This is a genomic window from Roseomonas indoligenes (assembly GCF_017813365.1).
GTDB lineage: Bacteria > Pseudomonadota > Alphaproteobacteria > Acetobacterales > Acetobacteraceae > Roseomonas > Roseomonas indoligenes.
In genome coordinates this window covers 271,174-291,987 of record NZ_JAGIZA010000002.1, presented here as the reverse complement: position 1 = coordinate 291,987, position 20,814 = coordinate 271,174, and the positions used below count along the sequence as shown (strand labels likewise).

Sequence of the window (20,814 nt, the reverse complement as noted above, 5' to 3'; positions counted from 1 at the left end):
TGCGGTGCAGCAGGCGCGATGCAAGGCTCGTTCAGTCCGGCGTCACATGGGCGAAGGCGCCGAAATCGGCCACGGCCTCGACGCCGGTGATGTGGTCCCCCGTGACGGTCCAGATTTGCAGGAAGGGCACGCGGCCGGTGCGGCCCGAGACGTCGCGCGCGTCATAGGCGCCGCTGGCGAGCAGCCTGCCATCGGCGAGCGGCGTGAAGGATTCCACAACGATCTTCCAGTGCGGGAAGTGGCGGCGGAGGGTGGGGAAGAAGGTCCCCTCCACCTCGGCCCGGCCGCGCCAGTCGGCGCGGGGCACAGGGTAGCCGGGGGAGACGCGCCAGGAGACGTCCTCGGCGAGGATGGAGTGGTCGCCGCTCTCCATCCAGCGGCGGATCAGGGCCTCTTCCGGTGTCACGCGATCTCGAACACGGCCTCCACCTCCACCGCGGCGTCGCCGGGCAAGGAGGGGACGCCGATGGTGGTGCGGGCGTGGCGGCCGATGTCGTCGAAGACGGCCACCGCCATGTCGGAGGCGCCATTCATGACCTGGGCGTGCTGGGTGAACTCCGGCACGGCCGAGATGAAGCCGCCCAGGCGCACCACGCGCGTGATCCGGTCCAGGCTGCCGAGCACGGCCTGCGCCTGAGCGAGGACGTTGATAAAGCAGAGCTGCGCGGCCTGCTGGCCGATCTCCACCTGCACGGTGGCACCGTGCTTGCCGGTATAGGCGATCTTGCCGTCCCGCATCGGCACCTGGCCGGAGACAAAGAGCAGGTCGCCGGTGATGACGGCGGGCACGTAGTTGGCGATGGGCTTGGCGGCTTCCGGCAGGGTGACGCCGAGTTCCGCCAGCCGGGCGAGGATGCGGTCCGCGGAGGCCATCGGCTCAGCCCACCAGCTTCAGGGCGCGACGGCGCGCGGCGGGCGCCGGGGCGGAGGGCAGGTCCGGCAGAAGGGGCAGCTGCTGGGCGGCGGTGCCGACGCCGTCCGCGCCGCACTCCTCCTCGGTCGGGTCGGGCAGGATGCGGCCGCCGAGATGGTCCAGCGCCAAGCGGCGGAAGGCCCAATCCAGCACGGAGGAGGCTCGGTGGATGGCCGGGTCGCCCTCCACCACGCCGGCGGGGCCGAAGCGGGTATAGGCGAAGGCCTGCACGTACTCGTCCAGGCTCACGCCCGCGGCGAGGCCGACGGTCACGGAATGGCAGAGCGCGTCCACCATGGCGCGGAAGGCGGCGCCGTCCTTGGCGAGGGAGAGGGAGATCTCCTCCAGCCCCGCCGCATTCTCCATGGTGCGGAGGGTGACGCGGTGGCCGCCGATCGTGACCTTCCAGACGGCGCCGCGGCCGTGATGGCCGGGCACGGGAACCGGCCGGGGCTTCGGCGCGGGGCGCGGGGCGGCGGGCTGGGCGGCGACGGCCGGGGCGGCGGCGTGCAGCCAGGGGCGCAGGGCGGCCTCCATCGCCGCGCGGGCCTCTGGGCCGCGCGGGGCGAGGAGGCGGGCGGCGTCCGGCCCGGCGCGCAGGGCGGCGGCGGTCGGGACCTCCGTCACGCCGCCATCCTCCGTGGGGACGAGGCGGGTGGCGGCGGCGGCGGGGGCGAGTCCGCCGGTCTCGGCTCCGAGCAGGGCCTCCGCCAGATCGGGCGGGGTCAGGGCGAAGACGGCGGCGTGGCGCAGGCCGGGGGCTCCGGCGGCGGCATCCAGCGCGGCGCGGGCGGCCTCGGCGAGGCCGGGCACCGGGGTGGCTTCGGGGGGAGCGGGCCAGATGAGGGCCAGGGGCTCGCGGGCACCGAGATCCTCGGCGAGGTCGCCGGAGGCGGCCTCCGCCACGCCGCGGGTCAGGGCGGCGATCGCGGCGGCCACGTTGCGGGCCTCGGCCGATTCATAGTCCAGCCGCAGCCCGGCGAGCAGGCCTGCAAGGTCGGCGAAGCCGAGTCGCAGCCGGGTGGCCTTGGCGCCGCCGAGAATTTCCAGCGCCGTGACGCCCAGGCGCACGGCGGCTGCGTAGCCGGCCGAGTCGAAGCCGTCCCCATCGAGGAAGGCGGGCAGGTTCAGCACGAAGCGCGGCTCCGCCTTCGCGTCGCCGATCCAGGTGGCGGCGCCGGGGGCGGCGCGGCGGGCGAGGAGCAGGGCGCGCAGGCCGGTTGCGAAACGGGCAGCCGCACCCTCGTCCACCAGCACGCCGAGCTTGCGGCCGCGGGCGGCGGCGCGGCGGATCCAGCCCTCGGCGAGGCGCGGCAGGGCCACGGGGCCCTGCCCCGGCGCGAGGGCGGCGATCGCCTCGGCGGCGGTCTCGTCCCAGTCGGCGGGCAGGGCGACCGCGCGCAGCGGGGAATCGGGGTCGGCGGCGGCGCGGGTGCGGCGCAGCGCCACATCCTCCCACACCGTGTCGCGGATCGTGCCGTCGGCCTTCGTCATGCCGGGACAATAGGCGTCCGGCGGCCGGGGGTGAAGGGCATCGTGAAGTGCATGTCGTGGGTGGCAGGGCGTCCCGCCACAAGATCAGGTGTTCCGGCCCCCGGCTTTCATGCCGGGCCGGGGCGTGCCATATGAACCGCACAGTTCAACCCGCCCGCAAAGGCAGGAGACCTTTCCATGTCCGCCCTGCAGCGCTGGCTCTCCGGCTTCTCCGGCCGCAGGGTCGGCACCGACTCCACCGGCAACGTCTATTTCGAGAGCCGGGCCGACTACCTCGGCTACGGCCGCAAGCGCCGCTGGGTGATCTATGCCGGGGAGGTCGAGGCCTCCGTCGTGCCGCCGGAGTGGCATGGCTGGCTGCATCACACCCTGCCCGCCCCGATCGAGAACCCGCGCCCCCTGCCCTGGCAGAAGCCGCACAAGAAGAACATGACGGGCACGGCCGAGGCCTGGACCCCCAGCCCGCGGGGGCAGAAGAGCAACCACCGCCCGGTGACAGCGGGGGATTACGAGGCCTGGACGCCGGGTTCCTGATGGCGCGTCCTGATCCGGGAGATTTGGCGTGAAGGGCCGTAGCCTCGGGGAGGTCGCGGCCGGTGCCGTGGTGCTGCTCGTCGCCGTCGTCTTCCTCGTTTACGCGGTGACGAATTCGGGCCGTAGCAGCGCCGGCAGCGGGCTGGTGCTGACGGCGCGGTTCGACCGGATCGACGGCTTGTCGCCCGGGGCGGACGTGCGGATCGCCGGCGTGAAGGTGGGCAGCGTGACCGGCCAGCGGATCGACCCGCAGACCTTCCTGGCGGTGCTGACGCTGAACGTCGATTCCTCGCTGAAGGTGCCCGATGACAGTTCTGCCGAGATCACCTCGGAAGGGCTGCTCGGGGGCAAGTACGTGGCGCTGGTGCCTGGCGGCAGCGAGCGGAACCTGGCGACCGGGGGGGAGATCAAGATCACCCAATCCGCCGTCAGCCTGGAGAGCCTGCTGGGCAAGTTCATTTTCTCCATGACCCAGGGGAACAACCAGGCGAACTCGGGTGGGCAGGCCGTGGAGGCCCCGCGGTGAGCGCCGTCACCTCCCCGCTCGACGCGCCGGAGACCTGGCCCGGGGCGGATGGCCAGCCGCTCTCCTGCCGGGAGAAGCTCCGGATGCTCGAGGAGAATCATGCGGAGGTCGTGCAGGTGCTGCGCGATGCCTTCGAGGACGCGGTGCTGATGGGCGTGGACGAGGCGGCGATGCGCCGGGTGCTGACCGAGGTGGTGGCCGCGCTGCCGAGCCCAAAGCGCCCCTCCGGAGGCGCCGCGTGAGGCGCCTGGCTCTGCTGCCGTTGCTGGTGGCGCTGGCGGGGCCGGCGTTGGGCCAGGGGGCGGGCCAGGGAACAGGCTCACCCGGGTCCGACCAGGGGCCGCCGGCCGAGGCCGGCTGGGTGGCGAAGCGCGTGGCGCAGCTTCAGGCACTGGACAAGGTGACGGCGCGGATCACGGTGCTGGACGCGACCGTGAACCAGCCCGTGACCTTCGGCACCCTCTCCATCACCGTCCGCGCCTGCAGCGCCCGGCCGCCGGACGAGGTTCCGGACGCCGCGGCCTTCCTCGAGGTGCGGGACAGCACGGCGCAGGCCAGCGCGCCACCGGCCTTCCGTGGCTGGATGCTCGCCAATGCGCCCGCAGCGCACATGCTGGAGCACCCGGTCTACGACCTCCGCATCCTGGATTGCCGGTGAGCGGCGTGGCGGCGGACGCGACCGCGGCCACTTCGGGCCCGGCCATGCCGGGGCCCGATGCGGCCTTCTTCCTGGACCTGGACGGCACGCTGCTTGAGATCGCGGCGCGGCCGGACGCCGTGGTGGTACCGCCGGAACTGCCGGAGCTCCTCACCCGCTTGCAGGCCGCCCTTGGCGGGGCGGTGGCAGTGGTGACGGGCCGGGGGCTGGCGATCGCGCGCGGCTATGCGGGCGTGCCGAACCTGCCGATCGGGGCGGAGCACGGGGCCGTGCTGGATCCGGCCCTGCCGGGCGCCACGCCCCTTCCTGTCCCCTCGCCGGAATGGCGCCGGGCGGCGGATGAATGGGCGGCGGCGCGGCCGGGCACGCTGGCCGAGCACAAGACGCATGGGCTGGTGCTGCACTTCCGCCAGCGGCCGGAAGCGGAGCCGGAAGCCTTGGCGCTGCTGTCCTCCCTCCTGAAGGATGGCCCGCAGGGATTCCGGATCGTGCCCGCCCATGCAGCGGCGGAGTTGCGGCCGGCCGGAGCGGACAAGGGCGGCGCGGTGCACCGGCTGATGGCCGTGGCGCCGTTCCAGGGACGCCGGCCGATCTTCATCGGCGACGATGTAACCGATGAGGATGGCATGGCCGCCTGCGTGGAGTATGGCGGCTACGGGCTGCGCGTGCCCGATGACTTCGCGGGCCGGCCGGCGCTGGTGCGCGCCTGGCTGGGGCGCGTGGCCACCTCGCTGTCCAGAACGCCCGGCGAGGGCTGATCCGTCCCGCAGCGCAACCGGGAGGGTGGCTGGGCGGTTTAATTATGGCGAAATAAGGGGACAGGAGCCTATCCCTGCCCCGCCAGGGAGCGCAGACCGTTCTCGCTCCGCTATCGGCTGCCCATGGCGACCGGGGGCCGCCGTAGGGAAAGTCAGGAGGAGGGCCAGTGGGACGCCTCGTCATCGTCTCGAATCGCGTGGCCGTGCCGAAGCGCGGGGAGCCGGCTGCGGCCGGTGGGCTCGCCGTTGCCCTGAAGGATGCCTTCAGCAGCCGCGGCGGGCTCTGGTTCGGGTGGAGCGGCACGGCCTCGCCGGAGCCGGCCGACATGGTGCGCCACGCGCGCCGCGCCGGCGTGGACTACGCGGTGATCGATCTCTCCCAGGCGGCCTATGAGGGCTTCTACGCGGGCTACGCTAATTCGGCGCTGTGGCCGATGTTCCACTTCCGCCTGGGCCTGCTGAGCTACGACCGGGACCAGGCTGGCTGCTACCGGCAGGTGAACCAGCGCTACGCCGAGAAGCTGATGCCGCTGCTTCGGCCGGACGACACGATCTGGGTGCACGACTACCAGATGATCCCGCTGGGCGCGCAACTGCGCGCGATGGGGGCGAAGCAGCGGATCGGCTATTTCCACCACATCCCCTTCCCGCCCTGGGCCGTCTTCGCCGCCATGCCGGGGGCGGAGGATCTGATCCGCGACCTCCTCTCCTACGACGTGGTGGGCGTGCAGACGAACCGGGACCTGACGGGGCTGATCGACTGCATGGCGCAGGGCACCGGCATGAAGGTTCGCCCGGGGCCGGAGGTGCGGCTGCGCGGGCGGCGGGTGCAACTGCGGGCCTTCCCCATCTCCATCGCCACCGAAGAGTTCTCCGATCTCGCGGCGCGCAGCGTGAACTCGGCCGATGCGAAGCGGCTGGAAGCGAGCCTTGCGGGGCGGGCTATGGTGATCGGCGCGGAGCGGCTGGACTATACCAAGGGGCTGCCGGAGCGGTTCCGCGCCTTCGCGGCACTGCTGGAGCACTTTCCGGAGCACCGGGGCCAGGTGACCTACCTGCAGGTCGCCGCCCGTTCCCGCGAGGACGTGGAGAGCTACAAGGACCTCAAGCGCGAGATCGAGACCCTGACCGGGCAGATCAACGGCGACTGGTCGGACGCGGACTGGACGCCCGTGCGCTATGTCGGCCGCGCCGTGCCGCGCGATACGCTGGCGGGCTACTACCGCATGGCGAAGGTGGGGCTGGTGACGCCCCTGCGGGACGGGATGAACCTTGTCGCCAAGGAGTACGTGGCGGCGCAGGATCCGGAGAATCCGGGGGTCCTCGTGCTCTCGAAGTTCGCCGGCGCGGCGGAAGGCTTGCCGGAGGCGCTGCTGGTGAACCCGATCGACGCTGTGGGTATGGCGGAGACGATGCACGCCGCCCTGACCATGGGCCTGGATGAGCGGCGAGAACGCCACGGGGCGATGCTGCGGCGCCTGCAGGAGCACGATGTGGGCGCCTGGGCGAAAGGCTTCCTGGATGTGCTGGAAGGGCGGGAGCCGGCGAACTCGGCCCCGGAGCGGGCCGCGGCCCTCTCCGTGTTTCAGCCCCGGCTGGTTTCCCGCAGCGCCTCTACCTCCTCGGACAGCGCCTCGGGCGAGAGCACCGGCAGCCAGGTGGCGGCGCTGTCTACCGCGCGCTCCAACCGCAGGCGGTAGTCGGCCTGGGGGATTTCCTCCGCCCCGAAGCGGGCGAGGTGGGCGTTCAGGAACTGGGTGTCCAGAAGGGTGAAGCCGCCGCGCCGGAGGCGGGCGACGAGGTGCACCAGGGCGACCTTGGAGGCGTCGTCGGCGCGGGCGAACATGCTCTCCCCGAAGAAGGCGCCACCGATGCGGATGCCGTAGAGGCCGCCCACCAGCGCGCCGTCCTGCCAGGACTCGAGGGAGTGGGCGTGACCCATCCGGTGCAGGGTGTTGAAGAGATCCTCGATCTCCGGATTGATCCAGCTGTCCTCCCGCCCCGGCGCCGGGGCGGCGCAGGCGGCGAGGACGGCGGGGAAGTCCCGGTCCGCCGTGACCTCGAAGCGGCCGGAGAGGACGGTGCGGCGCAGGCGGCGCGGCAGGTGGAAGCCGTCCAGCGGCAGCACGCCGCGCATCTTCGGGTCCAGCCAGTAGAGGCGGCCGGAGGCGCGCCCCTCGGCCATGGGAAAGAGGCCGGCGCGATAGGCGCGGAGGACGAGTTCGGGGGTAATGGGCAGGGCGCGGCGGCTCATGGAGCCGATTCCGGGGGGGCCGGTCCTGGGGCGGTTTGCCGCATCGTGACAGGATAGGCACGTCCCCGGCGCGGCGCCAGCAGGCCCCGCGCCGGGATCGTGGTCACCCCTGCCTCAACCCTCTGGCATGTGGCGCGAGACGAAGCGCTCCAGCCAGTGGATGGTGTAGTCGCCCTCCTGGAACTCCGGATCGTCCATGATGATCTGGTGCAGGGGAATGGTGGTGCGGATGCCGTCCACCACCAGCTCCGTCAGGGCGCGGCGGCAGCGGGCGATCGCCTCCGCGCGGTTGGCGCCGTGGACGATGAGCTTGGCGACAAGGCTGTCATAGTGCGGCGGCACGGAGTAGCCGGCGTAGAGGGCGCTATCCATCCGCACGCCGAGGCCGCCGGGGGCGTGGTAGGCGGTCACGCGGCCGGGGCTGGGCGCGAAGGTGACGGGGTCCTCGGCCGTGATGCGGCACTCGATCGCGTGGCCGTTGAAGCGGATGTCCGCCTGCCCGTAGCCCAGCGGCTCGCCGGCGGCGACGCGGATCTGCTCCCGCACGAGGTCCACGCCGCAGACCATCTCCGTCACGGGATGCTCCACCTGCAGGCGGGTGTTCATCTCGATGAAGGCGAACTGCTCGTCCTGGTAGAGGAACTCCAGCGTGCCGGCGCCGCGGTAGCCGAGCTGCTTCAGCGCCTTCGTCACCGTCTCCCCGAGCGCGTCGCGGGCGGCGGCGGTCAGCACGGGGCTGCCAGCCTCCTCCACCATCTTCTGGTGGCGCCGCTGCAGGGAGCAGTCGCGCTCCCCGAAATGCACGACGTTGCCGTGGGTATCGGCCAGGACCTGCAACTCGATGTGGCGGGGCCGGTCGAGGTACTTCTCCATGTAGACGGCATCGTCGCCGAAGGCGGCCTTGGCCTCGTTGCGCGCGTTGCGCCAGGCATCCTCAAGCTCGTCGGCGGTGTGGGCCACGCGCATGCCGCGCCCGCCGCCGCCGGCAGCGGCCTTGATGAGCACGGGGTACTTGATCTGCTCCGCGATCTCCCGCGCCTCGTCCACGGAGGCGAGGGCGCCGGGCGAACCGGGAACGAGGGGCACGCCGAGGCGGCGCATCGCGTCCTTGGCGGCGATCTTGTCGCCCATGATGCGGATGTGCTCGGCCGTGGGGCCGATGAAGGCGAGGCCGTGCGCCTCCACCATCTCGGCGAAGCGGGCGTTCTCCGAGAGGAAGCCGTAGCCGGGGTGAATGGCCTCCGCACCGGTGATGGCGGCCGCGGAGAGGATGGCCGCGGCGTTGAGGTAGGATTCGCGCGCGGAGGGCGGGCCGATGCAGACGCTCTCATCCGCCAGGCGGACATGCATGGCCGTGGCGTCGGCGGTGGAGTGAACGGCCACCGTGCGGATGCCCATCTCCTGGCAGGCGCGGTGGATGCGGAGCGCGATCTCGCCGCGGTTGGCGATCAGGATCTTGTTGAAAACGGGCACGCGATCACTCGATGACCAACAGGGGCTCGCCGAACTCAACGGGCATGCCGGATTCAATCAGGATGCGGGTGACGGTGCCGGCCTTGGGGGCCTTGATCTGGTTGAAGGTCTTCATCGCCTCGATCAGGAGCACGGTCTGGCCCTGGGCGACCTTGGTGCCGAGATGGATGAAGGGCGCGGCGCCCGGCTCCGGCGAGAGATAGGCGACGCCGACCATGGGGGAGGTGACGGCGCCCGGGGTGGCGGCGGTGACCTCCTCGCTCGCGGCCGGGGCGGCGGGCGCCGCGGCGGCGGGGGCTGCGGACGGCGCCGGCGCTGCCGCGGGGGCGGCCACGGCCTGGACCACCTGCTGCGCGGGAGCCGTGCGGGCCACGCGGATGCGGCTCTCGTTCTCGACCAGCTCGATCTCGGTCAGGTCGGTCTCGCGTAGGATCTTGGCCAGGGCGCGGATCGCGTCCGGGTCGAAGGAAAGGCCGCTCATTCTGTATCGTCCTGGCCGATGATGCCGGCGATCGCGCGCAGCGCCAGGGCGTAGCCCCCGACCCCAAGCCCGCAGATCACGCCCACCGCCGCGCGGGAGACGTAGGAGAGATGCCGGAAGGCCTCCCGCCGGTGGATGTTGGTGATATGGACCTCGACCACGGGCAAATCCACCGCCAGCAGCGCGTCCATCAGCGCGATGGAGGTGTGCGAGTAGCCGGCGGGGTTGATGATGATGCCGGCGGCGCTGCCGCGGCACTCCTGCACCCAGGAGATCAGCTCGCCTTCCAGGTTCGTCTGGCGGAAGTCGATCGCCAGCCCCAGCTCCTCCGCCGCTTCGGCGCAGAGCGCCTCCACGTCGTCGAGCGTCGCGGTGCCGTACTTCTCCGGCTCCCGCGTGCCCAGGAGGTTGAGGTTGGGGCCGTTCAGGACGACGATCAGCGGGGGTTCCACGGGTCTTGTTCCGGTCCGCCCGGGGTTTGGGTCCGGGTCTATGGGCGGGCGGGCTAGCATGGAGGCGCGTGGGCACGCAAACCGCCCCTCCCCGGGATCCGGTACCGGATGAGGGTCGTTTCGGTGCCCGCACAGGCAGGAGGACGCGCTTGTCCCACTACGTCTACCTCGACGCTTCCTCCCTGCCCGGGATGCCGGACGGGACGGCTCGGGAATGGCAGGCTTTCCTGGCGGGCCAGCGCCCGGAACTGGAGGCGAAGAACTGGCCGCCACTGCTCTGGTGGTGCCTCTTCGGGGAGGAGGACCTGAGGTGGGCGCGGCTGATCGACGACATCGATGCGGACGGGCCTGGAGGGGAGCGGGAGGCGTTCCGGGAGGAGATGGGGGATTCGGCAGAGGTTCCCTACCCCTACTTCGTGACCGCGCAGGCGCGGGCCCTGGATCGGCTGGCGCGCCGGCGGGAGATCGTGCTGGCGGGGGTCGGGCAGCGCTATGCCGGCCTGTACGACGCCTTCGCCGGGCTGGTCGCGCGGCGGTTCGGGCCCTTCATCCTCCTCCGCACCTCGGGACTCCCGGACGTGACGGAGGCCGAGCCGGCGCTGCGTGCGGTGGCCGCCGAGATGGACGCGCTGGACAGGAAGCCGCCCCGCGGTCCTGGACCGGGGCTGGAAGGGCTGTTCGCCGATGTGCGGCGCTGGGGAGCCAGCGATCCGGTCTGGCTGCTGAGCGGGGCCGGGGCACCCGGGCTATGGCCGATGCCGGAGCTGGCGGCTGCCTATCCACCCCGCCGGGCAGCACGGCGGGCGCCTGCCGAAGCTAGATCGCCGCCCGTGACCCGGCCCCGGGGACGCGGCGCGGCGGTGGCCGAGTGGGGGGCGGCATTGGCCGTGGCGGGCGCGGGCCTGGGGACCTATGCCGGAACGGGCTCCATCCTGGCGGGGATCGCCGCGTTTCTCGGCTGTGCGGCCGTTGCGGGCTGGGTCCTGTCGCGCCCGGGCTGAGGAAGGCATGGATCCAGTCGCCGGGCGGCTTTCCCCTACTCCATCTCGGAATCGCCCGAGCGCACGGCCCGCATGAAGGCCCGGAGCTTCAACGGATCCAGCCCGCCACCGGTGCGGATGCCGGAGCACAGGTCCAGCCCGTAGGGGCGGACGCGGCGGATGGCATCGGCGGCGTTGTCGGGCGTCAGCCCGCCGGCCAGGAAGACCGGCAGCGGGCTGGCCCGCACGAAGGCCGCGCTGACCGCCCAGTCATGCACCCGGCCGGTGCCGCCGAGTTCCCGGATCGTCGCGTTCGGGCGGCCGGAATCCAGCAGGAACGCGTGAACATGGGGGGCATAGGCCGGGATGAGATCCACCGCCTCGTTCCCCTCGACATGGATGACCTGGACGCGGCGGATCCGTGGCTCCAGCACGGCGAGCCGGGCCGCCTCGGCGGGATCGATGTGGGAGACGATCTGGACGGCGGTGGGGCCGGTGGCGCGGATATGGGCCGAGATGGCCGAAGCCGTCGTCTCGGAGGTCAGGAGGAAGGTGGCGACGGGGGGCGGCACCCCGGCGGCGATGGCGGCGATGCTCCCATCGGGAATGGGACCGGGGCCTGAGGGCATGGCGGCAACTAGCCCGAGGGCGTCGGCGCCGGCGGCCACCGCCATCGCAGCCTCCTCGGCCGAAGCGATGCAGCACACCTTCACGCGCGTTCTCATGGCGGCTTCCATGCCGCCCACGAATGAGGTGGGCAAGAGCGACCCCTTCAACCCGCCCCCGGCCCGTGCCACATCCGCCCGGCCATGTCCGCATCCATCGACATCACCGTGAACGGGGAGGCGCGGAGCCTGCCGGCTCCCCTCCCGCTCTCCGAGTTCCTGGCCGGGGCCGGGCTGGACACGCGCAAGGTGGCGGTGGAGCGGAACGAGGAGATCGTGCCGCGCTCGGCCTATGCCACCACCCTGCTCGGGGCGGGGGATGCGCTGGAGATCGTGCATTTCATCGGGGGAGGCTGAGGCCATGGATACGGTGATGACGGCCCCGGCGGATAACGACACCGATAGCTGGGAGGTGGCCGGGCGCCGCTTCCGGTCCCGCCTCGTGGTCGGGACGGGGCGGTACAAGTCGCTCGAGGAGACGGCGGCGGCGATCGAGGCCTCCGGCGCGGAGATGGTGACGGTCGCGGTGCGGCGGGTGAACCTCTCGGATCCCGGGGCGCCGATGCTGCAGGATTTCGTGCCGCCGGACCGCTACACCTACCTGCCCAACACGGCCGGCTGCCACACGGCGAAGGACGCGGTGCGGACGCTGCGCCTGGCCCGGGAGGCCGGCGGGTGGAACCTGGTGAAGCTGGAGGTGCTGGGGCCACCGCCCTTCCTCTATCCCGACATGCCCGCGACCTTCGAGGCGGCCGAGGCCCTCATCAAGGACGGGTTCCAGGTGATGGTCTACTGCGCGGACGATCCCCTGGCCGCGAAGCGTCTTGAGGAGATGGGCTGCGTGGCGGTGATGCCGCTGGGGGCGCCGATCGGCTCCGGGCTCGGGCTCGCCAATCCCTTCATGCTCCGGTCCATCATCGAGAACGCGCGGGTGCCGGTGCTGGTGGATGCCGGGATCGGCACGGCGAGCGAGGCGGCGCAGGCGATGGAACTGGGCTGCGACGCGGTGCTGCTGAACTCCGCCATCGCCCATGCGAAGGATCCCGTTCGGATGGCACGGGCGATGAAGGCGGGGGTCGAGGCGGGGCGGCACGCCTTCCTCGCCGGGCGGATGCCGCGGAACTACGCGGCCGATGCCTCCAGCCCGATGACGGGGCTGATCCGCTAGGGACGCGGGTTCTCCCGCCCTCCGGCCGGGACTAGAGGCTGCCGCGCCCCGGCTGCGAGGGGCGGCGGTACCCGGAATGGCCGTTGCGCTTGCCAGCCGGGAGCCCTTTCCGGTCGGACGAGCGAATGAACGAGACAGCCAGGCCCCCCTACCCCATCGAAGACGGCCTGCCGATGCCGCAGCGGATCCTGGCGGTGATCGGCATCCTGCTCGGCAATTTCCTGGGCTCGCTGGACAGTTCCATCGCCAATGTCGCGCTGCCCAGCATCGCGACGGATCTTGGTGGCACGCCAGCGGCCGCGGTGTGGGTGGTGAACGGCTACCAGCTCGCCACGGCGGTGGCGCTGCTGCCCCTGGCGGTGGTGGGGGAGCGGCGCGGGGCCAAGCGGCTCTACCTCGGGGGCATGGTGATCTTCACCATCGCCTCGGTGGGCTGCGCCATGGCGGGCGACCTGGGATGGCTGGTGGCGGCGCGGGTGCTGCAGGGGCTGGGCGGGGCCTGCTCCTCCGTAGTGGGGGGCGTGCTGATGCGGCAGGTCTTCCCGCAGCGGCTGATCGGACGGGGGATCGGGCTGTTCGGGCTCAGCGTGGCGATCTCCACCGCGCTCGGGCCGAGCGTGGCGGCGGGGATCCTGACGGTCGCGAGCTGGCGGTGGCTCTTCCTCGTGAACATCCCGCTGGGGATCCTGGCGCTACTCGTCGCCGCGCGCTTCGTGCCGGAGAGCCGGACGCAGGACCGCCCCTACGACCTGGTGGGCACGCTGCTGAACGCGGTCGGCATCGTGCTGCTGGTGCTCGGCGTGGACCGGCTGAGCGAATCCCTGGGATGGGGCCTGGCGGAGGTCGCGGCGGGGCTGGCCGTCCTGGCAGGACTGCTGCTGCACCAGCGCACGCAGAGGCACCCGCTGGTGCCGCTGGACCTGCTGCGGCTGCCCGTCTTCGCGCTGTCCTTCGGCACCTCCACCCTTTCCTATGCGGCGCAGACCATCGCCTACGTCTCCCTGCCGTTCTTCCTGCAGCACGGGCTGGGCTATGACGAGGTCCGGACGGGGCTGCTGATCACGCCCTGGCCGCTGGTGATCGTGCTGGTTGCGCCGCTCTCCGGCCATCTTTCCGACCGGTATCCCGCGGGCATCCTCAGCAGCACCGGTCTGGCCCTCCTCGCGATGGGGCTGCTGGCGCTGGCGCTGCTGCCGGAGGCGCCTTCGGACGCGGACATTATCTGGCGCATGGTACTCTGCGGGATCGGCTTCGGCTTCTTCCAGACGCCCAACAACCGCGCGATCCTGACGGCCGGGCCGCCGCAGCGGACGGGGGCAGCAAACGGGATGATGGCGCAGGCGCGGCTGTTCGGCATGACGCTGGGCGCCGCCGTGGTGGCGGTGGGCTTCGGCGCGCTGGGCGGGGATGCCGCAACCGTGCCGCTGCTGCTGACGGGCGCCGCCCTGGCCGCGGGTGGCGCCGCCGTGAGCCTGGCGCGGTTGGCCGCCTAGCTCCAGTAGCGGGGCAGGCCGCGCGGGGGCTGTTCCCCTTCCTCCTTCAGCCGGACGGCGCAGAGGATGTCCAGGAAGGTGACGCCGAGCACGGCGGCGAGGGCGATCTTCGCGTTCCGGCGCTCCGCCGGGCCGTAGCTGGGCGTGCCCGCGAGGGTCGCGATGTCCAGCGCGTCGCCGCCGACCCGCGCCCAGAGGAGTGGGGCGGAGGTGGGGTTGGCGAGGATGGCGACGCCGTTCGCCACCTCCCGCACTCCGTAGGCGCGGAAGAGGCCGGTGCGGCCGGTCATGCCCAGGCGGCGGGCCAGGGTGCGGCCGCCGAGGATCTCCATCGCCCCCAGGCCGATGCTGAACCATCCGAGGAAGCGGGCGAGGTTCGTCGTGTTCACGCGGGGTCTCCTCACGGGCCTTGCGCCTGCTGGAACGCGCGAGGAGGGGAAAGGATCAGTCCGGCAGGGCGCGCAATGCTTCGGGCATGAGGGGGCGTGAGAGGGAATCGGGCGCGGTGCAGCGGCGTTCGAGGGCGCGCAGGGCGGAATCGGCGGAAAGGGGTGGGCAGCGGTCCAGGAGTTCGCCGAGGAGGATGCCCCAGGCGCGGACCTCCACGCGCTGCCAGGGCGCGGCGGCCTCGCCCGGCGGGAGACGGGAGGCGGCGCCGAAGTCGCTGAGGACCGCGTCGCCCCGCGTCCCGTCCCAGAGGGTGTTGTGGGCGTAGAGGTCGCCGTGCAGCAGGCCGCGCGCGTGCAGGTGCGCGGCGGCGGCGCCGGTGGCTCGGGCGAGGCGAAGGGCGGCTTCGGGCGAGAGGCGCAGGGCGGGATCGTAATCGTCCCGGGAGCAGGATTCGGGGCTGGGAGGGCCGGCCAGGGCGCGCCAGGAGTCGGGCAGAAGGGGCATGACGAGGCCCTGCAGGCCCTGCGGGTGGCCGCTCAATTGTCCGAGGGCACCGGGAAGACTGGGGTGGGCGCCGGCGCGGAGGCAGGCCTCCATCTCCCGCTCGGGCAGGCCGTCGCTCGTCATGGCGCCCTTGAAGAGCTTCAGGGCGACGGGGAGGGGCCCCTGCCCTGCCCGCCAAGTCGCGCGGAGGACATGGCCGGAGGCACCCTGCCCCAGGGCTTCGCCGGGCTCCAGCGCGGACCAGGGAATGTCGGGGGCCTCGGGTGCGGGCGCGGGCGGGTCTAGCGGGTTCCCGGCCCAGGCGATCCAGGCCAGGCGCGGGAGGGTGGCGAGCCAGGGCGGGAGGGCTTCGAAGCGGTTGGCCGACAGGCGGACGAGTTCGAGGCTCCCGGCGCCTTCAAGGGACTGCGGCAGGGCGGAGAGGTGGTTGCCGGCCAGCATCAGTTTCTGGAGGGCCGGGCACTGACCAAGGGCATCGGGCATCGCGGCGATGGCATTGCCCGTCAGGGTGAGCCAGCGGAGTGCGGGCGGGAGGGCTTCGGCGGGCACCTCCTCTATGCCGCAGCCGCGCGCGCCGAGTTGGGACAGGGCGGGAAGGCCGCCGAGAGCGGGCGGCAGTCGCGGCATGGGATTGCCGGAGAGGAAGAGGATCTTCAGGCGGTGCAGGCGGGCGATGTCCGCGGGCAGGTCCGTCAGCGCGTTTCCGCCGAGGTCCAGCACTTCCAGGCTTTCGGCGAGGCCGAGGACTTCTGGCGGGAGGCTACGCAAGCCCAGGCCGGACAGGCGGAGTTCCCGCGCGCCGGCGAGGTCGCCGCGGCGGAGGGCGTCCAGGGTCGGGTGCGTCATGCCGCCCCTTCGGTCAGGGGCGAGCGGGCGTCAACCCGGGCGCTTCAATGCGCCCCGCCACCCCCGGCACCGGGCTTGGGCAGCTTGATGAACACCACCAGCGGCGTGGCGAGGGCGAAGAGGATCGCGATCGTCACCAGCACGTCGTTGTAGGAGAGGATCAGCGCCTCCCGCGTGACCATGGCGGAAACGCGGGCGAGCGCGGCCTTGTCCGAGAGGTCGCCGAGGCGTCCGGAGAGGGCGGCCGAGATGGCGTCCACGGAGGAGGAGACGCCGCTGCGGGCCCAGTTCATCCCCTCCTGCAGGTGGAGGCGGTGGGCGGCGGAGCGGTCGATGACGATGGTGTTGATCAGCGCCAGGCCCACCGCGCCGCCGAGGTTGCGCATGAGGTTGAACAGGCCGGAGGCGTTCTTGATCTTGGCCGGCGGCAGCGTTCCGAGCGCCACCTGGTTCACCGGCACCATGGCGAACATCGTGCCGATTCCGCGGAGCGAGAGGGGCAGCCAGAGCTCCGCGAAGCCGGACTGGGCCGTGAGGGTGGAGGTCCACCACATGGCGAGGGCCGTCGTGGCCAGGCCGAAGCCCATGAGGATGCGGAGGTCCAGCACGCGGGAGAGCCTGCCGACGATCGGCGCGGCCAGGAACATGGCGGCACCGGTGACGAACATCGTCTCCCCGATCTGCATGGAGTTGAAGCCGCGGATGCGCCCGAGGAAGAGCGGCACGAGGTAGACGGCGCCGTAGAGGCCGATGCCGATGAGGAAGGCGAAGACGCTGCCGATGGCGAAGTTGCCGTTGGCGAAGGCGCGCAGCTCGACAATCGGGTCCTCCCGGAAGAGGGCGCGCCAGAAGAAGAAGATGCCCGAGATCACGGCCGCGGCGGCGAGGGTGGCGATGGTGGGGTCGTCCAGCCAGTCCCAGCGGGGTCCTTCCTCCATCACGTATTCCATACTGCCGAGGAAGACGGCCATGGCGGCGAGGCCGAGCCAGTCGAAGCGGCCGAAGAGGCGGCGGTCGCCCCGGTCGATGTCCATCGTGCTCCAGACGACAACGGCGATGAAGGCGCCGATGGGCACGTTGATGAGGAAGAGCCAGTGCCAGGAGAGGCTTTCCGTCAGGTAGCCGCCGAGGGTCGGGCCGATGGTGGGGGCCAGCGTCGCAGTGAGGCCGATGAGGACGGAGACGCTGCCGCGCGCGGGGCCGCGGAAGAGGATGAAGGCGGTGGCGAAAACGGTGGGGATCATGGCGCCGCCAAGGAAGCCCTGGCAGGCGCGCGCCAGGATCATCACCGGCAGGGAGGATGCGGTGGCGCAGAGGAGGGAGAAGATCGTGAAGCCCGCGGCGGAGATCGTGAAGAGCACGCGGGTGGAGAGCAGGCGCGAGAGGAAGCCCGAGAGCGGGATCATGACGGTCTCCGCGATCAGGTAGGAGGTCTGCACCCAGCTCGCCTCGTCCGGGCTGGCGGCGAGGCCGGCCTGGATGTCGCTGATGCTGGCGGAGACGATCTGGATGTCCAGGATCGCCATGAACATGCCTAGCACCATCGTCATGAAGCCGAGGAAGTGCCGGGTGGGGACGCCCGCCACGCTGCCAGAGGGGGGGACGGCCGGGATGGCTTGGGGATTGGCCGTGGCAGACATGGCGGGCGTCTTCTCGGGGGGCCTTTAGCGGCCGCGGATGATCGCGGCAGCGGCGCCGAAGAGGGTGTTGGGGGCGTGCGGGTCGTCACGCGTGTCCACCTCGGCCTCGACCGAGAGGCCGGGGCGCAGGGCGCGGACGTCCTGGCAGGGATCGACGGCGATGCGGACGGGGACGCGCTGGACGATCTTGGTGAAGTTGCCCGTCGCGTTCTCCGGCGGCAGCAGGGAGAACTGGGCGCCGGTGGCCGGGGAAAGGCTCTGCACCGTGCCGTGGAGGGTGGCGCCGGCATCGACGGAGAGCTCCACCGGCTGGCCCTCCCGGATCCGGCGCAGCTGCGTCTCCTTGAAGTTGGCAGTGACGTAGAGGCGGTCGGCCGAGGGGGCGACGGCGATCAGGTTCTGGCCGGCGCGGACGTGCTGGCCGAGCTGGGCGGCACGGTTCCCCGCCACCCCCGCGAAGGGAGCGTGGATGACCGTGTAGGCCAGGTTGGACTCGGCCAGTTCCAGGGAGGCGTGGGCGGCGTCGCGGCGCGCGACGGCGGAGCGGGACTGGGCCTCGATCACGGGGATGCCGGCGCGGGCGGATTCAAGCCCGGCGCGGGCCGCGGCAAGGCCCGCGCGGGCGGCGGCGACGCCGGCCTCGGCCTTTCGCTGGGCGGCGACCGTGGTGTCCACGGCCGCGCGGGTGCCGAAGCCGCCAGTGGCGAGGCTGCCGGCGCGGCCGGCCTCCGCCACGGCGCGGACGCGCTCGGCCTCGGCATTCGCCGCCTGGGCCTCCGCAGTCGCGACCTGGGCCTCGGCGCTGGCGACCTGGGCCAGGGCCTGGGTGCGCTGGGCGGCGAGGGTTCCGATATTGGCCTCCGCCTCGGCCAGGGCGGCGGCAGCGCCGTCGCGGCGGGCGGTCCAGTCGCGGCTCTCCAGCTCGATCAGGGGCTGGCCGGCCTCAACGGGCTGGTTGTCGGCGACGAGGATGCGGGCGACGTCGCCCTCGATCCGCGGGGAGAGCACGGCGATGTCGCCGCCGACATAGGCATTGTCGGTGGATTCCATGAAGCGGCCGACCCCCCAGTACCAGATCCCGCCGGCCGCAAGGCCGCCCACGGCGACAAGGGCGATCAGGGGCAGGGCGCGGCGGAAGCGGGAGCGGCGCGGGGCAGGCGCGGCAGCCGTGCTGGCGCGCGATTCGGTCTCGGGGATGTCGCTGGTCCGGGCATTCATGGCGTGACTGAACCGTTCAGTTCAGTGGCTAAATGGCGTGCCCCCGCCAGTTTGTCCATGGAAAACTGAACAGTTCAGTATCAAATGAGTGCGCACCGCTCCGCCTGGGGATTTCCCGTTGTCCTGTACCCTTGCCGCCCTGCCCGACACCTCGCCCAAGCGCACCGCGATCCTGAAGGCGGGCGCGCAGCTGTTCATGGCGAGCGGCTACGCCAATGTGTCGATGGATGCCGTGGCGAAAGAGGCCGGGGTCTCCAAGGCGACGCTTTATGCCTATTTCAGCGGGAAGGAGGCCCTGTTCGCCGCCATCGTGGGGGAGCGCTGCACCGCCATCGCCTCCGAATCCGAGGAGATGGCGTCCCATGCCGATTCCACCGACGGGGCGCTGCGGGAACTGGGGCGGGTGTGGATCCGCTTCCTGATGAGTCCGCAGAGCCTGGCGATCCACCGCACCGTCATCGCGGAATGCACGCGTTTTCCCGATCTGGCGCAGGCCTTCTACGAGTCCGGGCCGGGCCGCGGGCGGGCCTGGCTGGGGCGCCGGCTGGGTGAGGCGCAGCAGCAGGGCAAGCTGCGGGCGGATGCGGACCCGCTGGTGGCGGCCGACCACCTGGTGGGGCTGATCCGCGGCGACCTCTACATGCAGGCGATGCTGGGCGGGCCGGTGCCGGACGAGGCGGCGATGGACGCGGTGGTGGACAGCGCGGTGGACGTGTTCCTGCGGGCCTACGGGGTGCCTTCACGGCGCTGAGCGCGCCGGAAAGGGGCCTGCGGTTTCATCAATTCACCCGGAAATCGGTGGCCGGCCTTTGTGGGTTCCGGGAGGTTTACGGCCACCACGCCCGCTCACGAAAAAAATCTCGGCTACGGGGATGATGGGACTTGCACCCCCGGGGCGGGGGGATTATTTGCCGCCTCAGACGCAGTACGCACGTGCCTCTGGCCCAAGGGTTACGCAACGACGTCAAGCGTTCTGGCAACCCCTGCCGGCTCCCGCCGACAGGCTCTCTCTTTGGTCGCTGGTTCGTTCGACCGTTCGTCAACCTGTGCAGGCCCGGTTCGCGGAATGCGGCCGCCTGCCGCCTTCGCTTGGGGGGGTGGTGCGATGACTCCGAAGATCGCTCAGTTTCTTTCCGATGTGCAGCCGGCGACGCCGTGCCTCGTGCTCGACGTGGATCGCGTCGAGCAGAACTACCGGCGCCTGCAGTCCGCGCTGCCGCTGGCCCGCATCTACTATGCCGTGAAGGCCAATCCGGCCGCCCCGATCCTAGAGCGGCTGACCGGGCTCGGCTCCTGCTTCGACGCGGCCTCCTGGGAGGAGGTCTCGGCGGTGCTGGAGGCCGGTGCGGCGGCGGAGTCCATCTCCTTCGGCAACACGGTGAAGAAGGAGAGCGCGATCCGCGCCGCCTATGCCCGCGGCGTGCGGATGTTCGCCTTCGACTCCGAGGGCGAGCTGGAGAAGCTGGCGCGCTCCGCCCCCGGCTCCCGCGTGTACTGCCGGATCCTCGTCGGCAATGACGGCGCCGAGTGGCCGCTCTCCCGCAAGTTCGGCTGCGAGGTCGAGATGGCGCGCGAGCTCATGATCAAGGCGGGCGAGATGGGACTGGACCCCTTCGGTCTCTCCTTCCATGTCGGCAGCCAGCAGACCAACACCGCGGCCTATGCGGCGGCAATTGCCAAGGTCGCCATGCTCTTCACCGACCTGAAGGAGGCCGGGGTGAAGGTTCGCATGGTGAACCTGGGCGGCGGCTACCCCGTGCGCTACCGCGCCGAGGTGCCGGAGATCGACGCCTTCGGTGACGCCATCATGGGCGCGATGGCCGAGCACTTCGGCAACGCCATCCCCGACATCGTGGTGGAGCCCGGGCGCTTCATCGCCGGCGACGCGGCGGTGGTCTCGGCCGAGGTGGTGCTGGTGTCCCGCAAGGCGAAGGACGACCCGGTGCGCTGGGTGTACCTGGACATCGGGCGCTTCGGCGGGCTGGCGGAGACGGAGGGCGAGGCGATCAAGTACGCCTTCCGCACGCCGCATGACGGCACGGCCGAGGGGCCGGTGACGATCGCGGGCCCGACCTGCGACAGCACCGACACCCTTTACGAGAAGTCCAACTACCGGCTGCCGGAGAAGCTCCAGCCCGGCGACCGGATCGAGATCCTGGCGACGGGGGCCTATGTGACCACCTATGCCAGCCAGGCCTTCAACGGCTTCGCGCCGCTGGCTGAGCATTATATCTGAGACGGGCGACCGGCTCAGGAGATGATGGAAAGGGCGCCTTCGGGCGCCTTTTCTTTTCGTAAACGGCCGATGGTTGGACAGAACGTTTCTCGCCTTGTGCGACGCGGGACGGATTCTTCTTCCCTGGTGAT

Annotated in this window: 24 protein-coding genes; 12 read left to right on the top strand and 12 right to left on the bottom strand. The window is 71.8% G+C overall.

All coding sequences use genetic code 11. From position 1 onward, the window contains the following. Nucleotides 1-31 precede the first annotated feature (31 nt). From J5Y10_RS03695 to J5Y10_RS28325, 3 genes are read right to left on the bottom strand one after another with little or no spacing between them, the layout of a single operon-like run. The gene (locus J5Y10_RS03695; RefSeq protein ID WP_209370833.1) at nucleotides 32-406 is read right to left on the bottom strand and encodes a nuclear transport factor 2 family protein; all 375 of its coding nucleotides are present in this window, start codon (nucleotides 404-406) and stop codon (nucleotides 32-34) included. Then, nucleotides 403-873, bottom strand: coding sequence for a RidA family protein (locus tag J5Y10_RS03690; protein WP_209370831.1), 471 nt, complete (start codon nucleotides 871-873; stop codon nucleotides 403-405). The genes J5Y10_RS03695 and J5Y10_RS03690 overlap by 4 nt, the downstream gene beginning before the upstream one ends. A gap of 4 nt (nucleotides 874-877) precedes the next feature. Continuing rightward, nucleotides 878-2,407, bottom strand: coding sequence for a TSCPD domain-containing protein (locus tag J5Y10_RS28325; RefSeq protein ID WP_209370829.1), 1,530 nt, complete (start codon nucleotides 2,405-2,407; stop codon nucleotides 878-880). 177 nt (nucleotides 2,408-2,584) lie between these two features. Between J5Y10_RS28325 and J5Y10_RS03680 the strand changes: the two genes are divergently transcribed. The 6 genes from J5Y10_RS03680 (at nucleotide 2,585) to J5Y10_RS03655 (ending at nucleotide 6,583) form a co-directional block, all read left to right on the top strand. Next, nucleotides 2,585-2,941, top strand: coding sequence for an NADH-ubiquinone oxidoreductase subunit NDUFA12 family protein (locus J5Y10_RS03680; RefSeq protein ID WP_209370827.1), 357 nt, complete (start codon nucleotides 2,585-2,587; stop codon nucleotides 2,939-2,941). A gap of 28 nt (nucleotides 2,942-2,969) precedes the next feature. Then, nucleotides 2,970-3,467: an outer membrane lipid asymmetry maintenance protein MlaD gene (mlaD, locus tag J5Y10_RS03675; RefSeq protein WP_209370825.1), complete on the top strand. Its 498-nt coding sequence runs from the start codon at nucleotides 2,970-2,972 to the stop codon at nucleotides 3,465-3,467. Then, complete coding sequence (locus J5Y10_RS03670; RefSeq protein WP_209370824.1) at nucleotides 3,464-3,709, top strand: hypothetical protein; 246 nt, start codon at nucleotides 3,464-3,466, stop codon at nucleotides 3,707-3,709. The genes mlaD and J5Y10_RS03670 overlap by 4 nt, the downstream gene beginning before the upstream one ends. After that, entirely contained in the window at nucleotides 3,706-4,125 is a 420-nt protein-coding gene (locus J5Y10_RS03665) for a DUF2155 domain-containing protein (RefSeq protein WP_209370823.1), read from the top strand. Before J5Y10_RS03670 ends, J5Y10_RS03665 begins: the two co-directional genes overlap by 4 nt. After that, nucleotides 4,122-4,883, top strand: coding sequence for a trehalose-phosphatase (gene otsB, locus J5Y10_RS03660; protein ID WP_342452826.1), 762 nt, complete (start codon nucleotides 4,122-4,124; stop codon nucleotides 4,881-4,883). Before J5Y10_RS03665 ends, otsB begins: the two co-directional genes overlap by 4 nt. A gap of 167 nt (nucleotides 4,884-5,050) precedes the next feature. Then, nucleotides 5,051-6,583: an alpha,alpha-trehalose-phosphate synthase (UDP-forming) gene (locus tag J5Y10_RS03655; protein WP_209370819.1), complete on the top strand. Its 1,533-nt coding sequence runs from the start codon at nucleotides 5,051-5,053 to the stop codon at nucleotides 6,581-6,583. On the opposite strand, the gene aat is transcribed toward J5Y10_RS03655, so the two are convergent. The 4 genes from aat to aroQ form a co-directional block, all read right to left on the bottom strand. Next, nucleotides 6,469-7,137 carry a leucyl/phenylalanyl-tRNA--protein transferase gene (gene aat / locus J5Y10_RS03650; RefSeq protein ID WP_209370811.1) on the bottom strand — a complete coding sequence of 223 codons (669 nt, stop codon included), beginning with the start codon at nucleotides 7,135-7,137 and terminating at the stop codon, nucleotides 6,469-6,471. The two genes, J5Y10_RS03655 and aat, sit on opposite strands and share 115 nt — an antisense overlap. A 114-nt stretch (nucleotides 7,138-7,251) precedes the next feature. Beyond that, nucleotides 7,252-8,610 (bottom strand): acetyl-CoA carboxylase biotin carboxylase subunit, encoded by a 1,359-nt coding sequence (accC, locus tag J5Y10_RS03645; protein WP_209370809.1) that lies wholly within the window; start codon nucleotides 8,608-8,610, stop codon nucleotides 7,252-7,254. A 4-nt stretch (nucleotides 8,611-8,614) separates the two neighbouring features. Further along, nucleotides 8,615-9,091, bottom strand: coding sequence for an acetyl-CoA carboxylase biotin carboxyl carrier protein (accB, locus tag J5Y10_RS03640; protein ID WP_209370807.1), 477 nt, complete (start codon nucleotides 9,089-9,091; stop codon nucleotides 8,615-8,617). After that, a complete protein-coding gene (aroQ, locus tag J5Y10_RS03635; RefSeq protein WP_209370805.1) occupies nucleotides 9,088-9,543 on the bottom strand; it encodes a type II 3-dehydroquinate dehydratase in 456 nt (151 codons plus the stop codon). Before aroQ ends, accB begins: the two co-directional genes overlap by 4 nt. 149 nt (nucleotides 9,544-9,692) lie before the next feature. Between aroQ and J5Y10_RS03630 the strand changes: the two genes are divergently transcribed. Further along, nucleotides 9,693-10,544: a hypothetical protein gene (locus J5Y10_RS03630; protein WP_209370803.1), complete on the top strand. Its 852-nt coding sequence runs from the start codon at nucleotides 9,693-9,695 to the stop codon at nucleotides 10,542-10,544. A 35-nt stretch (nucleotides 10,545-10,579) separates the two neighbouring features. Here J5Y10_RS03630 and J5Y10_RS03625 read toward each other — a convergent pair whose 3' ends face one another. Beyond that, nucleotides 10,580-11,248, bottom strand: coding sequence for a phosphoribosylanthranilate isomerase (locus J5Y10_RS03625; RefSeq protein ID WP_209370801.1), 669 nt, complete (start codon nucleotides 11,246-11,248; stop codon nucleotides 10,580-10,582). 84 nt (nucleotides 11,249-11,332) lie between these two features. On the opposite strand from J5Y10_RS03625, the gene thiS reads away from it, so the two are divergent. The 3 genes from thiS (at nucleotide 11,333) to J5Y10_RS03610 (ending at nucleotide 13,849) form a co-directional block, all read left to right on the top strand. After that, nucleotides 11,333-11,545 (top strand): sulfur carrier protein ThiS, encoded by a 213-nt coding sequence (gene thiS / locus J5Y10_RS03620; protein WP_209370799.1) that lies wholly within the window; start codon nucleotides 11,333-11,335, stop codon nucleotides 11,543-11,545. A 4-nt stretch (nucleotides 11,546-11,549) separates the two neighbouring features. Continuing rightward, complete coding sequence (locus tag J5Y10_RS03615) at nucleotides 11,550-12,356, top strand: thiazole synthase (protein ID WP_245214277.1); 807 nt, start codon at nucleotides 11,550-11,552, stop codon at nucleotides 12,354-12,356. Nucleotides 12,357-12,481: 125 nt separating this feature from the next. Beyond that, nucleotides 12,482-13,849, top strand: a complete 1,368-nt coding sequence (locus tag J5Y10_RS03610) for an MFS transporter (RefSeq protein ID WP_209370797.1) — start codon at nucleotides 12,482-12,484, stop codon at nucleotides 13,847-13,849. On the opposite strand, the gene J5Y10_RS03605 is transcribed toward J5Y10_RS03610, so the two are convergent. From J5Y10_RS03605 to J5Y10_RS03590, 4 genes are read right to left on the bottom strand one after another with little or no spacing between them, the layout of a single operon-like run. Next, complete coding sequence (locus tag J5Y10_RS03605; protein WP_209370796.1) at nucleotides 13,846-14,238, bottom strand: hypothetical protein; 393 nt, start codon at nucleotides 14,236-14,238, stop codon at nucleotides 13,846-13,848. The two genes, J5Y10_RS03610 and J5Y10_RS03605, sit on opposite strands and share 4 nt — an antisense overlap. 55 nt (nucleotides 14,239-14,293) lie before the next feature. Beyond that, on the bottom strand, nucleotides 14,294-15,589 hold the full coding sequence (locus tag J5Y10_RS03600) for a leucine-rich repeat-containing protein kinase family protein (protein WP_209370794.1): 1,296 nt from the start codon (nucleotides 15,587-15,589) through the stop codon (nucleotides 14,294-14,296). A 44-nt stretch (nucleotides 15,590-15,633) separates the two neighbouring features. After that, nucleotides 15,634-17,229 carry a DHA2 family efflux MFS transporter permease subunit gene (locus tag J5Y10_RS03595; RefSeq protein WP_209370792.1) on the bottom strand — a complete coding sequence of 532 codons (1,596 nt, stop codon included), beginning with the start codon at nucleotides 17,227-17,229 and terminating at the stop codon, nucleotides 15,634-15,636. A 24-nt stretch (nucleotides 17,230-17,253) separates the two neighbouring features. Continuing rightward, a complete protein-coding gene (locus J5Y10_RS03590) occupies nucleotides 17,254-18,447 on the bottom strand; it encodes an HlyD family secretion protein (protein ID WP_209370790.1) in 1,194 nt (397 codons plus the stop codon). A 118-nt stretch (nucleotides 18,448-18,565) separates the two neighbouring features. Here J5Y10_RS03590 and J5Y10_RS03585 point away from each other — a divergent pair, with 118 nt between their 5' ends. Together J5Y10_RS03585 and J5Y10_RS03580 are read left to right on the top strand one after the other, a co-directional pair. Continuing rightward, nucleotides 18,566-19,198, top strand: a complete 633-nt coding sequence (locus J5Y10_RS03585) for a TetR/AcrR family transcriptional regulator (protein ID WP_209370788.1) — start codon at nucleotides 18,566-18,568, stop codon at nucleotides 19,196-19,198. 354 nt (nucleotides 19,199-19,552) lie between these two features. Then, nucleotides 19,553-20,683 (top strand): type III PLP-dependent enzyme, encoded by a 1,131-nt coding sequence (locus J5Y10_RS03580; RefSeq protein WP_209370786.1) that lies wholly within the window; start codon nucleotides 19,553-19,555, stop codon nucleotides 20,681-20,683. Nucleotides 20,684-20,814: the final 131 nt, after the last annotated feature.